We start from the raw sequence: 14,624 nt of genomic DNA, 5'->3' as shown, positions 1-14,624 counted from the left end.
CATTGAGCATTGAAAAGGCCGGGCGCCAACGTTGGCGCCCGGCAAGGTGTTCATCAGTCGCGCGGGCCGCCCGGGGCAATCACTTCCCGCGAGCCGTTGCTGTTCATCGGGGTGACCACGCCAGCCATTTCCATGGCTTCGATCATGCGGGCGGCGCGGTTGTAGCCAATCTTCAGCTTGCGTTGCACGGCCGAGATCGACGCACGGCGGCTTTCCAGCACGAATTGCACGGCCTCATCATACAGGGCGTCGCTTTCCGAATCATCGCCATCGCCACCACCGCCGCCGCCTTCAAAGCCGCTGCCGGCCTCTTCCACGCCGTTGAGGATGTCGTCGTTGTAGTCCGGCGCGCCGCGCAGCTTCCACGCTTCCACCACGCGGTGCACTTCGTCGTCGGAGACGAACGCACCGTGCACGCGGATCGGCAGGCTGGTACCCGGCGGCATGTACAGCATGTCACCGTGGCCCAGCAGCTGCTCGGCGCCACCTTGGTCGATGATGGTGCGCGAGTCGATCTTGCTCGACACCTGGAACGCCATGCGGGTCGGGATGTTGGCCTTGATCAGGCCGGTGATCACGTCCACCGACGGGCGCTGGGTGGCAAGAATCAGGTGGATACCGGCCGCCCGCGCTTTCTGGGCGATACGGGCGATCAACTCTTCGACCTTCTTGCCGACGATCATCATCATGTCGGCGAATTCGTCTACCACCACCACGATGGTCGGCAGGGTTTTCAGCGCAGGCGGCACGTCGTCCATGCTCTCGCGGCGGAACAGCGGGTCATGGATGACCTCGCCGGCTTCCTCGGCATCCTTGATCTTGCGGTTGAAGCCGCCCAGGTTACGCACGCCCATGGCCGCCATCAGCTTGTAGCGCCGCTCCATCTCGGCCACGCTCCAGCGCAGGGCGTTGGCGGCGTCCTTCATGTCGGTGACCACCGGGCACAGCAAATGCGGGATGCCTTCGTAGATCGACAGTTCGAGCATTTTCGGGTCGATCATGATCAACCGGGCGTCTTCCGGGCCGGATTTGAACAGGATCGACAGGATCATCGCGTTCACACCCACCGACTTACCGGAGCCGGTGGTACCAGCCACCAGCAGGTGCGGCATCTTGGCCAGGTCGGTGATGACCGGCTTGCCGCCGATGTCGTGGCCCAGGGCCAGTGTGACCGGCGATTTCTGCTCGTCGAACTGCGGCGTGGCCAGCACCTCGGAGAAGCGCACCATCTGCCGGTTTTCGTTGGGGATCTCGATACCCACGGTGGTCTTGCCAGGGATGACCTCTACCACCCGCACGCTGGTCACGGCCAGCGAACGGGCCAGGTCCTTGGCCAGGTTGGCGATGCGGCTGACTTTGACGCCAGCGGCTGGCTGAATTTCATAGCGGGTAATCACCGGGCCGGGGTGGATCGAGTCCACCGCCACTTCCACGCCGAATTCCTTGAGCTTGATTTCCAGCAACTGGCCGACACTGGCCAAAGATTCTGGCGAGTACTCGATCTTTTTCTGCTCGGCCGGGTCGAGAATCGAGATCGACGGCAGGGTGCCTTCAATGGCGCTGTCGACGAACAGCGGCGCCTGCTTCTCTTTCATCACGCGCTTGCTCGGCTCAGGCGCCTTGGCCGCTGCCGGTGGCACGATGGTCGGGCCCGCAGGCTGCTCGCGGGGCACCACGGCTTCACGCGCCACTACCGGCTCGCGCGGCACCACGGGCTCACGGGCAAGGGTCGGTTCGCGTTGCACAACAGGCTGGGCGGGCGCTTCTTCACGCTTGAAGATACGCTCGCGCAACGCCGGCTTGGCAGGCTCGCGCTTGTCGGCGGCCGTCGGCGGTGCCTTGAAGACTGGCTCGTCCTCACGCAGCTGCGCCTCCAGGCGTTTGCGCTCATTGCGCGCCTCCCACCAGCGGTTGGCGGCGCCCTGCACCAACTCGAACAGGTCGAGGGTGATCTTGCCGGTCAGGTCCATCACCTTGAACCACGACAAATCGGTGAACACGGTCAGGCCGAACAGGAACAGGGCAATGAACATCAGCGTACTGCCCTGCACGTTCAGCAGGTTGCGCGCCAGCTCGCCAAGGCTCTCGCCCAGCGCGCCACCCGCGGAAAACGGCATGCTCGCCGGCGGATGGAAGTGGATGTGCGCCAGCGCTGCACCGGACAGCACCAGGAATACCAGGCCGATCAATCGCCACGAGAACAGCCAGCCGCTCCAGTCCCACGGCTGATGGCGCTCACGGAAGATCTGCCAGGTCTTGACCGCCAGCAACAGCGGGAAGATGTAGGCGAAGTAACCCAGCACCATGAACAGGATGTCGGCGAAGTAGGCACCGGCCCGCCCGGCGGCGTTCTGCACCTGGTCGACGTTGCTGGTGTGGCTGAAGCCCGGGTCGGAGGTGTCGTAGGTCAGCAGCGCCATCCACAGGTACAGGCACAGGGCGCCGATCGCGATCAACGCACCTTCCTTGAGGCGGTAATGCAGCTGCTGCCGCCACAGGGGCACAGGCAGAGGAGCTGGGGTTGCGGTGGATTTCTTCAAAACGCGTCTATTCCTGCGCGTGGTGCGCGTCCAATAGTGATCGGCCGGCTGTGCGGCCAATGAACCACTACTTTTAACATTACTGCCCGCCAGCCGCCATGGCGGCACGCCGCATGGGGGTTTGCCGGGGGCGACTTTCACATGGCTGCAATTTGAGCATGCATTTTCTTTTGTGACAAAGGCTTATGCTGTGTTTTTGCACAGGTGTGACAGCAAATGTAGCGGATGGTGCCTGCGGTTTCATGAATGTGCAGGAAATTGCCCAGAATTGCCGAAACTGCACTGCCTCTCTGTAGGAGCAGCCTTGTGCTGCGAAGAGGCCGGTAAGGCCATGAATCTGCTGTGGCAGCACCGGCCTCTGCGCAGCGCAAGGCTGCTCCTACAAACTGCAACGCTGGCGTTGAGGCAGCCAAAGAGATTGACCCTGCTTTTCACCCGCGCCATGCTGCCCTCTCCCCTCCCCCACCGCACGATAGACCATGCTCACCTGGCTGACCCGCGACTCGCTGACCTTCCCACCCCTGGAAAAGGCCCTGCACGACCCCAACGGCCTGTTGGCCGCTGGCGGCGACCTGAGCCCCGAGCGCCTGGTGCAGGCCTACCGCCATGGCTGCTTCCCGTGGTACCAGGACGGCCAGCCGATCCTGTGGTGGTCACCCGACCCGCGCACGGTGCTGCTGCCCGGCCAACTTCACGTTTCACGGTCGCTGGCCAAGCTGATGCGCCAGGGTCGCTACCAGGTCAGCTTCGACACCGACTTTGCCGCCGTCATCGCTGCCTGCGCCGCACCACGCGACTACGCCGACGGCACCTGGATCACCGACACCATGCGCAACGCCTACTGCGAACTGCACCGCCGTGGCATCGCGCATTCGGTGGAGGTACGCCAGGACGGCGAGCTGGTCGGCGGCCTGTACGGTCTGGCCATGGGCCAGCTGTTCTTCGGCGAATCAATGTTCAGCCGCGCCGACAACGCCTCCAAGGTTGGCTTCGTGACCCTGGTCAACCACCTGCGCGAAGCCGGTTTCGTACTGATCGACTGCCAGATGCCCACCAACCACCTGCACAGCCTGGGCGCCCATGCCATCAGCCGCGCCGAGTTCGCCGGCTACCTGGCACGCCACCTCGACCAACCCAACAGCGCAACGTGGGTTGCCTAGGCGAGTTGCCATAGCTGGCTTACACTTAAAACAAAGTCTCACCGAAGGGGTTGATCATGACAGAGTTGGCGCGGTTGAAGTTTTATGCCACTCAGCCCCACTCCTGCAGCTACCTGCCTGACGAGCAGGCGACCACACTGTTCCTCGACCCCAGCCAGCCGATGGACGTGAACGTGTACGCCGACCTGTCGGAAATGGGCTTTCGGCGCAGTGGCGACCACCTGTACCGCCCCCACTGCCAGAACTGCAACGCGTGTGTGCCGGCGCGCATCCCGGCGGCGCGCTTCATTCCCAACCGCCAGCAACGACGCATTCTCAAGCGCAACGCCGACCTGACCGTGAGCGCCGCGCGCCCGACGTTCAAGGAAGAATACTTCGAGTTGTACCGGCGCTATATCGAAACGCGCCACGCCGACGGTGACATGTACCCGCCCAGCCGCGACCAGTTTTCTACCTTTCTGGTGCGCGACCTGCCGTTCTGCTGGTTCTACGAGTTCCGCCTGGAAGGCCGGTTGCTGGCGGTGGCAGTGTGCGACCTGCTGCCCAATGGCCTGTCGGCGGTGTACACCTTCTACGAGCCGGACGAGGAGCGACGCAGCCTTGGCCGCTTCGCCATCCTCTGGCAGATCACCGAGGCAGTGCGCCAGGACCTGGAAGCGGTTTACCTGGGCTACTGGATCAAGAACTGCAAGAAAATGAACTACAAGACGCAGTATCGGCCCATCGAGTTGCTGATAAACCAGCGCTGGGTCACCCTCAACTGAAAGCATTGGCTTGACACGCAGATTTCCGGCATAATCGGCGCCACTTTTTTGCCCGGTGCGGATATGCGTCGGGCTAACACTGGATCCGAGGGCTCAACTGCATGTCGAAAGAAGACAGCTTCGAAATGGAAGGTACTGTCGTCGACACCCTGCCCAACACCATGTTCCGCGTGGAGTTGGAAAACGGGCACGTCGTAACCGCGCACATCTCCGGAAAGATGCGCAAAAACTACATCCGTATTCTCACTGGCGACAAGGTCCGCGTCGAGCTGACGCCGTACGACCTGAGCAAGGGCCGCATCACTTACCGTGCGCGCTAAGCTCCAGCCATGAAAAAGCCCGGCCATGTGCCGGGCTTTTTTGTGCCTGTGAAATTGCAGGGGGCTGCTTTGCAGCCCATCGCGACGCAAGGCCGCTCCAACAGGGAATCGCATAACCCTTGTAGGAGCGGCCTTGCGTCGCGATGGGCCGCAAAGCGGCCCCACTATCACGCAACCTCAGCCGTGGTCTCGAAGTCGAACACCAGTTCGCCATCGCGCAGGTCGATGTGCACTACACCGCCATGCTCGGCCAGCTCGCCAAACAGGATCTCCTCGGCCAGCGGCCGTTTGATCTTGTCCTGGATCAGCCGCGCCATCGGCCGCGCACCCATCTGCACGTCGTAGCCCGACGCCGCCAGCCAGCCGCGTGCCTCATCGCTGACTTCCAGCAGCACACGCTTGTCCTCCAGCTGCGCCTGCAGTTCGATAAGGAACTTGTCGACGATGCTTTTGATCGTTTCGTGGCTCAGGCGGCCGAACTGGATGATGGTGTCCAGGCGGTTGCGGAACTCTGGCGTGAAGCTCTTGCGGATGACTTCCATGGCATCGGACGCATGGTCCTGATGGGTGAAGCCGATCGAGGCCCGTGCCGCGGTTTCCGCGCCAGCGTTGGTGGTCATGATCAGGATCACGTTACGGAAGTCGGCCTTGCGCCCGTTGTTGTCGGTCAGGGTCCCGTGGTCCATCACCTGCAGCAGCAAGTTGAAGACTTCCGGGTGGGCCTTCTCGATTTCATCGAGCAGCAATACGCAATGCGGTTGCTTGGTGATCGCCTCGGTCAGCAAACCACCCTGGTCAAAGCCAACGTAACCAGGAGGCGCACCGATCAGGCGCGACACGGTGTGGCGCTCCATGTACTCGGACATGTCGAAACGCACCAGCTCCACGCCCAGCGCCTTGGCCAGCTGCCGCGCCGCTTCGGTCTTGCCGACGCCGGTAGGGCCGGCGAACAGGAACGAACCGACAGGCTTGTCTGGCGACTTGAGGCCAGCGCGGGACAGCTTGATGGCGGTAGACAGCGAATCGATGGCCTGGTCCTGACCGAACACGGTCAGCTTCAGGTCACGCTCAAGGTTACGCAGCAACTCCTTGTCGGAACTGCTGACATGTTTCGGCGGAATTCGCGCAATCTTGGCGACGATGTCCTCGACCTGAGGCACGTCGATGCGCTTGACGCGGTTGGCCTCCGGTTGCAGGCGCTGGTAGGCACCGGCTTCGTCGATTACGTCGATGGCCTTGTCCGGCATGTGCCGGTCATTGATGTAGCGCGAGGCCAGTTCGGCGGCGGCGCGCAGGGCTTCGTCGCTGTATTCGATATTGTGGTGGCTTTCGAAGCGCCCCTTCAGGCCGCGCAGAATGCCCACGGTGTCTTCGACCGACGGCTCGCTGACATCCACCTTCTGGAAACGCCGTGCCAGGGCACGATCCTTCTCGAAGATGCCGCGGAACTCCTGGAAGGTGGTCGAGCCAATGCAACGGATCTCACCCGACGACAGCAACGGCTTGAGCAGGTTGGAGGCATCCATCACCCCGCCTGACGCCGCACCGGCACCGATGATGGTGTGGATTTCGTCGATGAACAGGATCGCCTGCGGGCGTTTGCGCAGCTCACCGAGCAGCGCCTTGAAGCGCTTCTCGAAGTCGCCGCGGTACTTGGTACCGGCCAGCAGTGCGCCAAGGTCGAGGGAGTACACGACACTCTGCGCCAGCAGGTCGGGCACCTGGCCATCGACAATGCGCTTGGCCAGGCCTTCGGCGATGGCCGTCTTGCCCACGCCAGCCTCACCCACCAGCAGCGGGTTGTTCTTGCGCCGACGGGCAAGGATTTGCGCCACGCGCTCAACTTCCTGCTCGCGACCTACCAACGGGTCGATACGGCCGGCACGGGCCAGTTCGTTCAAGTTGCTGGCATAGGCGTCCAGCGGGTTGCTCGAAGAGGAGGTTTCACCGCCCTCATCGTCCTGCATTTCCTGGTCGCTGTCAGACTGCGAGCCATGCCCCGGCACCTTGGAGATGCCATGGGCGATGTAGTTGACCACGTCGATGCGGGCCACGCTCTGCTGCTTGAGCAGGAACACGGCCTGGCTTTCCTGTTCGCTGAAGATCGCCACCAGCACGTTGGCGCCGGTCACTTCGCGCTTGCCAGAGCTTTGCACGTGGAACACGGCACGCTGCAGTACGCGCTGGAAGCCCAGGGTCGGCTGGGTTTCACGGTCTTCATCGTTGACAGGAATCAACGGCGTGGTGGAATCGATGAACTCTTGCAGGTCGTGCTTGAGCTTGTCGAGATTGGCGCCACAGGCGCGCAGAACGGTCGCGGCAGCCTCATTGTCAAGGAGTGCCAGCAGCAGATGTTCGACGGTCATGAACTCATGACGTTTCGAACGGGCCTCCTTGAAGGCCAGATTGAGGGTGACTTCGAGCTCGCGGTTTAACATAGCTTCACCTCATACCCAAGTGGTCGGCGATTAACCGTCCTTCTCGATTTCACAGAGTAGCGGATGCTGGCTTTCCCTGGCGTATTGGTTGACCTGCATAGCCTTTGTTTCGGCGATGTCACGGGTAAACAATCCGCACACTGCCCGCCCTTCTGTATGGACGGTCAGCATGATCTTGGTCGCCAGCTCGCGGTTCAGACTGAAGAACGTCTCGAGCACTTCGACGACGAAATCCATTGGCGTGTAGTCATCGTTGAACAAAACCACCTTGTACATCGGTGGCGCCTGCAGGATCGGCTTGGCTTCCTGGACTGCAAGACCCGAGCCGTCGTCCTCATTCGTTTGCGGGCGATCCTGATTGAATGTTAGTCGAATCTCACTAGGTGCATGCATGGAAAGAATTTCATCATGAGCGTCAGGTTAAGGTTGTGGGTTGACGGCATAGGCCACGGCCGGCGCAGGCGCCGGGCGACCTTGACTATCGGCAAAACGGTGTTACAACCAATAAGAACCCACCGTGGTCGATAAAGATCCGCGCAGTCAACCAGATTTTTCGCAAGGTTCGTATGCGGATGAAGTGGATGATACTCCAGTGATGGAGTCCTTTGCAGAGGGACATAGGGATGGCAAGCGGTAAAGTCAAGTGGTTCAACAATGCCAAGGGCTATGGATTCATCAATGAGGACGGCGGAACCGAAGATCTGTTCGCCCATTATTCGGCGATCCAGATGGACGGTTACAAGACGCTGAAAGCCGGACAAGCCGTGACTTTCAACATCATCCAGGGCCCGAAAGGCCTGCATGCTGTCGAAATCAAGGGCGCCAACGTCAGCGCTTCGACGGGAGTACCGAACTCGCCCACGACCGCTAATGCGTGATCCCTGCTTTCTGCCGGTATACGAAAAAACCGGCCGCTTCTTTACAGGAGCGGCCGGTTTTATATTGCTTTACATATGCTTGATCATTTCGTCGCCAAAGCCTGAACTGCTCACCAGCGTGGCGCCGTCCATCAGGCGCTCGAAGTCGTAGGTCACGGTCTTGGCCGCAATGGCGCCGTTGGTGCCCTTGATGATCAGGTCGGCCGCCTCGGTCCAGCCCATGTGCCGCAGCATCATCTCTGCCGAGAGGATCACCGAGCCCGGGTTTACCTTGTCCTGCCCGGCATACTTGGGCGCGGTGCCATGGGTAGCCTCGAACATGGCCACGGTGTCGGACAGGTTGGCGCCCGGCGCAATGCCGATACCCCCCACTTCCGCCGCCAGCGCATCGGACAGGTAGTCACCGTTGAGGTTGAGGGTGGCGATCACGTCGTACTCGGCCGGGCGCAGCAAGATCTGTTGCAGCATGGCGTCGGCAATGGCGTCCTTGACGATGACTTCCCGACCACTTTTCGGGTTCTTGAACTTCATCCAAGGGCCGCCATCGAGCAGTTCGGCACCAAACTCGTCCCGGGCCACTTCGTAACCCCAGTCCTTGAAGGCACCCTCGGTGAACTTCATGATGTTGCCCTTGTGCACCAGGGTCAGCGACTCGCGGTCGTTGTCCACCACGTATTGCAGGGCCTTGCGCACCAGGCGCTTGGTGCCCTCGCGCGATACCGGCTTGACGCCGATGCCGCAGTCCTGGTCGAAGCGGATCTTGGTGACGCCCATTTCCTCCTTCAGGAACTTGATCACCTTGTTCGCCTCAGGCGAACCGGCCTTCCACTCGATACCCGCATAAATGTCCTCGGAGTTCTCGCGGAAGATCACCATGTCGACATCACCGGGCTTTTTCACCGGGCTCGGCACACCCTGGAACCACAGCACCGGGCGCAGGCACACATACAGGTCCAGTTGCTGGCGCAGGGCAACGTTGAGCGAACGGATGCCACCCCCCACCGGGGTGGTCAGCGGGCCCTTGATCGACACCACGTAGTCCCGCACGGCATCGAGGGTTTCCTGCGGCAACCAGGTGTCCTGGTCGTATACCTGGGTGGCTTTTTCGCCAGCGTACACCTCCATCCAGGCGATCTTGCGCTTGCCGCCGTAGGCCTTCTGCACCGCCGCATCCACCACTTTGATCATTACCGGCGAGACATCGACGCCAATCCCGTCGCCTTCGATATAAGGAATGATGGGGTTGTCAGGAACGTTGAGCGAATGGTCTGCATTGACGGTGATCTTGGTGCCGTCGGTCGGAACCTTGATTTTCTGGTATCCCATGCTTGCACTACTCCGCTGTCGGGTGTGATTGGACATCGTGCGATCCACTGAGCCTAAACCACATCTGCCGACCTGCAAGGCGTGCGACAACCCGCCACATTGCAGCTACGTCTTTGGTCTTATAAATGGGCCGATATCACTTGGCCTTGCTGATTAGCCCGAATGGTTTGGTATACTCCGCCGCGACCGTAGGGTCATCGGGGCGAATCCCAGGAAAATGCGGACCGCCCTTGGCCATGAATGGCCGAAAAGCCTGGGTTGTTACCGCAGCTCAGCATTGACGCTCGACTGATGCATCCACCATCACCGCTCGCAGCCTCTCGACTTTCCGCTCATGGCGCTGCCAGGGCGATGCGCCTACCCTGCGCACCACGAGACTCGAGCACGCTCAGCACACAGAGAGTTAACCCGCATGCCCACCCGTTCCAAGATCATCTATACCTTCACCGACGAAGCCCCCGCCCTCGCCACCTACTCGCTGCTGCCGATCGTCGAAGCCTTCACCGCTTCGGCTGACATCGCCGTCGAAACTCGCGACATCTCCCTGGCCGGCCGTATCCTTGCCGCCTTCCCGGAGCAACTGGGCGCAGAGAAGCAAGTAGGCGATCACCTGGCGGAACTGGGCCAGCTGGCTACCACCCCTGAAGCCAACATCATCAAGCTGCCGAACATCAGCGCCTCGGTACCGCAGCTCAAGGCCGCGATCAAGGAACTGCAAGGCAAGGGCTTCAACATCCCTGATTACGCCGACGAGCCGGCCACCGCGGACGAGAAAGAGTCCCGTGCCCGCTACGACCGCATCAAGGGCTCCGCCGTGAACCCGGTGCTGCGCGAAGGCAACTCCGACCGCCGCGCGCCGCTGTCGGTCAAGAACTACGCCCGCAAGCACCCGCACAAGATGGGCGCCTGGGCCGCCGACTCCAAGTCGCACGTTGCCCACATGACCCAGGGCGACTTCTACGGCAGCGAGAAGGCCGCACTGATCGAAGCTGACGACAGCCTGCGTATCGAGCTGGTCGGCAAAGACGGCACCACCACCGTCCTGAAAGAAAAGACCGCCGTCAAGGCCGCCGAAATCATCGACTGCGCCACCATGAGCCGCAAGGCCCTGAAAGCCTTCATCGCCGAGCAGATCGCCGATGCCAAGGCCGCCGGCGTGCTGCTGTCGGTGCACCTGAAAGCCACCATGATGAAGGTTTCCGACCCGATCATGTTCGGCGTCATCGTCGAAGAGTTCTACAACGACGTGCTGGCCAAGCACGCCGCAGCCCTGACCGAAGTAGGCTTCAACGCCAACAACGGTATCGGCGACCTGTACGCCCGCATCAAGGACCTGCCAGCCGAGAAGCAGGCCGAGATCGAAGCCGACATCCAGGCCCTGTACGCCCAGCGCCCGGCCCTGGCGATGGTCAACTCCGACAAAGGCATCACCAACCTGCACGTGCCCAGCGACGTCATCGTCGACGCCTCGATGCCGGCCATGATCCGTGACTCGGGCAAGATGTGGAACACCGCCGGTGAACTGCAAGACGCCAAGGCCGTGATCCCGGACCGTTGCTACGCCGGTATCTACCAGGCCACCATCGAAGACTGCAAGCAGCACGGCGCCTTCGACCCGACCACCATGGGCAGCGTGCCGAACGTTGGCCTGATGGCGCAGAAAGCCGAAGAGTACGGCTCTCACGACAAGACCTTCCAGATCAAGGCCGACGGTGTCGTGCGCGTGGTCGATGGCAAGGGCAACGTTGTGCTGGAGCAGAACGTCGAAGCCGGTGACATCTTCCGCATGTGCCAGACCAAAGACGCGCCGATCCAGGACTGGGTCAAGCTGGCCGTCAACCGTGCCCGCCTGAGCAACACCCCTGCGGTGTTCTGGCTGGACCCGGCCCGCGCCCACGACGGCGTGATGATCGAGAAGGTGCAGCAGTACCTGAAGGATCACGACACCACTGGCCTGGACATCCGTGTTCTGCCCCCGGTCGATGCCATCAAGTTCTCCCTGGCGCGCATCCGCGAAGGCAAGGACACCATCTCGGTGACCGGCAACGTGCTGCGCGACTACCTGACCGACCTGTTCCCGATCATGGAGCTGGGCACCAGCGCCAAGATGCTGTCGATCGTGCCGCTGATGAACGGCGGTGGCCTGTTCGAGACCGGCGCCGGCGGTTCGGCGCCCAAGCACGTGCAGCAGCTGGTGGAAGAGAACTTCCTGCGTTGGGACTCGCTGGGTGAATTCCTGGCCCTGGCCGCTTCCCTGGAGCACCTGGGCAACACCTACGACAACCCGCGCGCCAAAGTGCTGGCCAACACCCTGGACCAGGCCACTGGCAAGTTCCTCGACACCAACAAGTCGCCTTCGCGCAAAGTTGGCGGTATCGACAACCGCGGCAGCCACTTCTACCTGACCCTGTACTGGGCCCAGGCCCTGGCTGCCCAGGCTGACGATGCTGCCCTGCAGGCACGCTTCGCCCCGCTGGCAAAAACCCTGGCCGAGAACGAGGAGACCATCGTCGCCGAGCTCAACGCCGTTCAGGGCAAGCCGGCCGACATCGGTGGCTACTACGCCCCGGATGCCGAGCTGACCGCCAAGGTGATGCGCCCAAGCCAGACCCTGAACAGCGCCATTGCTGCCCTGTAAGGTTCGCTTGAAGTAACAGCACAAACCCCGGCCACGCACCGGGGTTTTTGCTTTTTGGACATTGGGGCTGCTTTGCAGCCCATCGCCGGCAAGCCAGCTCCCACAGATACTGCACAAGGCTCAAGATCTGCACACTACCTGTGGGAGCCAGCTCCCACAGATACTGCACAAGGCTCATGATCTGCACACTACCTGTGGGAGCCAGCTCCCACAGATACTGCACAAGGCTCATGATCTGCACAGTACCTGTGGGAGCTGGCTTGCCGGCGATGGACCGCAAAGCGGTCCTGACCATCTGAAAGGACACCGCAAATGACCTGGCAACCCCACATCACCGTCGCCACCATCGTCGAGCACGAAGGCAAGTTCCTCTTCGTCGAAGAATTCAAAGCCAACCAGCACGTCTTCAACCAACCCGCCGGCCACCTCGAACCCTTTGAGACCCTGCCCCAGGCCGCCCTGCGCGAAACCCTGGAAGAAACCGCCTGGGAAGTCGAGCTCACCGGCGTGGTCGGCATCTACCTGTACACCGCCCCCAGCAACGGCGTGACCTACCAGCGCATCTGCTTCGCCGCCCGCCCGGTGCGCCACCACGCCGACCTGGCACTGGACAGCGACATCGTCCGCGCCGTGTGGCTGACCCGTGACGAGCTGCTGGCCGACCCGGCCCGCTGGCGCAGCGAGCTGGTGCCACGTTGCCTCGACGACTACCTCAACGGCCCCTTGCACAGCCTTACCCTGCTCCGCGACTGACGCGTCGCCACGGGTTTGATAGAATCGACGTTTTTCCCTTGATACACACCGGTACCCATGACCAGCCCAGCACTCAAAGACCCCGCCAAGACCCGCGTCATCGTCGGCATGTCCGGCGGCGTGGACTCTTCCGTCTCCGCCCTTCTGCTCATCGAGCAGGGCTACCAGGTGGAAGGGCTGTTCATGAAGAACTGGGAAGAAGACGACGGCACCGAATACTGCACCGCCCGTGAAGACCTGGCCGACGCGCAGGCCGTGTGCGACCGCATCGGCATCAAGCTGCACACCGCCAACTTCGCCGCCGAGTACTGGGACAACGTGTTCGAGCACTTCCTTGAAGAATACAAGGCCGGCCGCACGCCCAACCCGGACATCCTCTGCAACCGCGAAATCAAGTTCAAGGCGTTCCTCGACTACGCCCTGTCGCTGGGTGCCGACCTGATTGCCACCGGCCACTACGTGCGCCGCCGTGACACCGACGGGCTTACCGAACTGCTCAAGGGCCTGGACCCGAACAAGGACCAGAGCTACTTCCTGCACGCCGTCGGCGGCAAGGAAATCGCCCGTACCCTGTTCCCGGTCGGCGAGCTGGAAAAACCGCAAGTGCGCGCCATCGCCGAAAAGCACGGCCTGGCCACCGCCAAGAAAAAAGACTCCACCGGCATCTGCTTCATTGGCGAGCGCCGCTTCAGCGACTTCCTCAAACAGTACCTGCCAGCCCAGCCGGGCAACATCGAAACCATCGAAGGTGAAGTGATCGGCCGCCACCATGGCCTGATGTACCACACCATCGGCCAGCGCCAGGGCCTGGGCATCGGCGGCCTGAAGGATGCCGGTGACGAGCCGTGGTACGTGCTGCACAAGGACCTGACCCGCAATGTGCTGGTGGTCGGCCAGGGTAACGAACACCCTTGGCTGTTCTCCCGCGCCCTGCTCGCCTCGGAAATCTTCTGGGTCAACCCCATCGACCTCAGCAGCCCGCGTCAGCTCACCGCCAAGGTCCGCTACCGCCAGAGCGACCAGCAGTGCACCCTGGAACTTACGCCCAGCGGCTACCGCGCGGTGTTCGACGAGCCGCAGCGCGCCGTTACCCCAGGCCAGTCGGTGGTGTTCTACGACGGTGAAGTGTGCCTGGGCGGCGGCGTGATCGAAGCCGCCGAGCCGTGGAGCCCGCGCGCATGAGCAACCTGCAGGAGCAGCTGATTGCGTTGGGCGGTGTGTTTCAGGCCGCTGTGTTGGTGGACCGTATCGCCCGCACCGGCCAGGCCAGTGAGGCCAACATCGGTTGCATGCTTGGCAGCCTGTTGGTACGTGACCCCAAGGACACCCTCGAGGTGTTCGGCGGTGACGACCTGAACCTGCGCGACGGCTACCGCGCGCTGATCGGCGCACTGGAGCGCGACCCCAACAGCCTGCAGCGCGAGCCACTGCGCTACGCCCTGTCAATGCTGGGGCTGGAGCGCCAGCTGAACAAGCGTGGCGACCTGCTTGATACCATCGGCAACCGCCTGCCGCAAATCCAGTCCCAGGCTGACCATTTTGGCCTTGTTCATGAAAACGTCATTGCTTCCAGTGGCGCCTTGTACCAGGACACCCTGAGTACCTTGCGTCAGCGCATTCAAGTGCATGGCGACATGCGCTTCCTGCAGCAGGCCAGCAACGCCTCGAAAATCCGCGCCCTGCTGCTGGCCGGCATCCGCGCCGCACGCTTGTGGCGCCAACTGGGCGGTCACCGCTGGCAACTGGTGTTCAGCCGGCGCAAGCTGCTGAACGAACTGTACGACATGATGCGCAGCCCATCCTGACA

Annotated in this window: 12 protein-coding genes; 8 read left to right on the top strand and 4 right to left on the bottom strand. The window is 62.1% G+C overall.

The genetic code is table 11. The features are described 5' to 3' along the window. Positions 1-53 precede the first annotated feature (53 nt). Positions 54-2,600 carry a DNA translocase FtsK gene (locus ACN6NG_RS08440; RefSeq protein ID WP_415752911.1) on the bottom strand — a complete coding sequence of 849 codons (2,547 nt, stop codon included), beginning with the start codon at positions 2,598-2,600 and terminating at the stop codon, positions 54-56. 419 nt (positions 2,601-3,019) lie between these two features. Here ACN6NG_RS08440 and aat point away from each other — a divergent pair, with 419 nt between their 5' ends. From aat to infA, 3 genes are all read left to right on the top strand, one after another. Further along, positions 3,020-3,700, top strand: a complete 681-nt coding sequence (gene aat / locus ACN6NG_RS08435) for a leucyl/phenylalanyl-tRNA--protein transferase (protein ID WP_016498856.1) — start codon at positions 3,020-3,022, stop codon at positions 3,698-3,700. A 56-nt stretch (positions 3,701-3,756) separates the two neighbouring features. Continuing rightward, positions 3,757-4,464: an arginyltransferase gene (locus tag ACN6NG_RS08430; protein ID WP_028613329.1), complete on the top strand. Its 708-nt coding sequence runs from the start codon at positions 3,757-3,759 to the stop codon at positions 4,462-4,464. A 101-nt stretch (positions 4,465-4,565) separates the two neighbouring features. Then, entirely contained in the window at positions 4,566-4,784 is a 219-nt protein-coding gene (infA, locus tag ACN6NG_RS08425) for a translation initiation factor IF-1 (RefSeq protein WP_002553999.1), read from the top strand. A 167-nt stretch (positions 4,785-4,951) separates the two neighbouring features. Here the strand turns inward: infA and clpA are convergent, their stop codons facing one another. After that, the gene (gene clpA, locus ACN6NG_RS08420; protein ID WP_474313483.1) at positions 4,952-7,222 is read right to left on the bottom strand and encodes an ATP-dependent Clp protease ATP-binding subunit ClpA; all 2,271 of its coding nucleotides are present in this window, start codon (positions 7,220-7,222) and stop codon (positions 4,952-4,954) included. A 30-nt stretch (positions 7,223-7,252) separates the two neighbouring features. Continuing rightward, entirely contained in the window at positions 7,253-7,615 is a 363-nt protein-coding gene (clpS, locus tag ACN6NG_RS08415; protein ID WP_016488124.1) for an ATP-dependent Clp protease adapter ClpS, read from the bottom strand. 230 nt (positions 7,616-7,845) lie between these two features. Here clpS and cspD point away from each other — a divergent pair, with 230 nt between their 5' ends. Next, on the top strand, positions 7,846-8,100 hold the full coding sequence (gene cspD, locus ACN6NG_RS08410) for a cold shock domain-containing protein CspD (RefSeq protein WP_043199470.1): 255 nt from the start codon (positions 7,846-7,848) through the stop codon (positions 8,098-8,100). Between the two features lie 69 nt (positions 8,101-8,169). On the opposite strand, the gene icd is transcribed toward cspD, so the two are convergent. Further along, a complete protein-coding gene (gene icd / locus ACN6NG_RS08405; protein WP_013973292.1) occupies positions 8,170-9,426 on the bottom strand; it encodes an NADP-dependent isocitrate dehydrogenase in 1,257 nt (418 codons plus the stop codon). Between the two features lie 412 nt (positions 9,427-9,838). Between icd and ACN6NG_RS08400 the strand changes: the two genes are divergently transcribed. The 4 genes from ACN6NG_RS08400 (at position 9,839) to hflD (ending at position 14,622) form a co-directional block, all read left to right on the top strand. Further along, entirely contained in the window at positions 9,839-12,064 is a 2,226-nt protein-coding gene (locus ACN6NG_RS08400; RefSeq protein WP_063422623.1) for an NADP-dependent isocitrate dehydrogenase, read from the top strand. 312 nt (positions 12,065-12,376) lie between these two features. Beyond that, positions 12,377-12,817, top strand: coding sequence for an NUDIX hydrolase (locus ACN6NG_RS08395; RefSeq protein WP_016498850.1), 441 nt, complete (start codon positions 12,377-12,379; stop codon positions 12,815-12,817). A 57-nt stretch (positions 12,818-12,874) separates the two neighbouring features. Continuing rightward, the gene (gene mnmA, locus ACN6NG_RS08390; RefSeq protein WP_474313479.1) at positions 12,875-13,999 is read left to right on the top strand and encodes a tRNA 2-thiouridine(34) synthase MnmA; all 1,125 of its coding nucleotides are present in this window, start codon (positions 12,875-12,877) and stop codon (positions 13,997-13,999) included. After that, positions 13,996-14,622 carry a high frequency lysogenization protein HflD gene (gene hflD, locus ACN6NG_RS08385; protein ID WP_063422621.1) on the top strand — a complete coding sequence of 209 codons (627 nt, stop codon included), beginning with the start codon at positions 13,996-13,998 and terminating at the stop codon, positions 14,620-14,622. The genes mnmA and hflD overlap by 4 nt, the downstream gene beginning before the upstream one ends. Positions 14,623-14,624 lie beyond the last annotated feature (2 nt).

It is taken from the genome of Pseudomonas sp. TSO6, from assembly GCF_056098905.1.
This window is presented reverse-complemented; position numbering and strand designations above follow the sequence as displayed.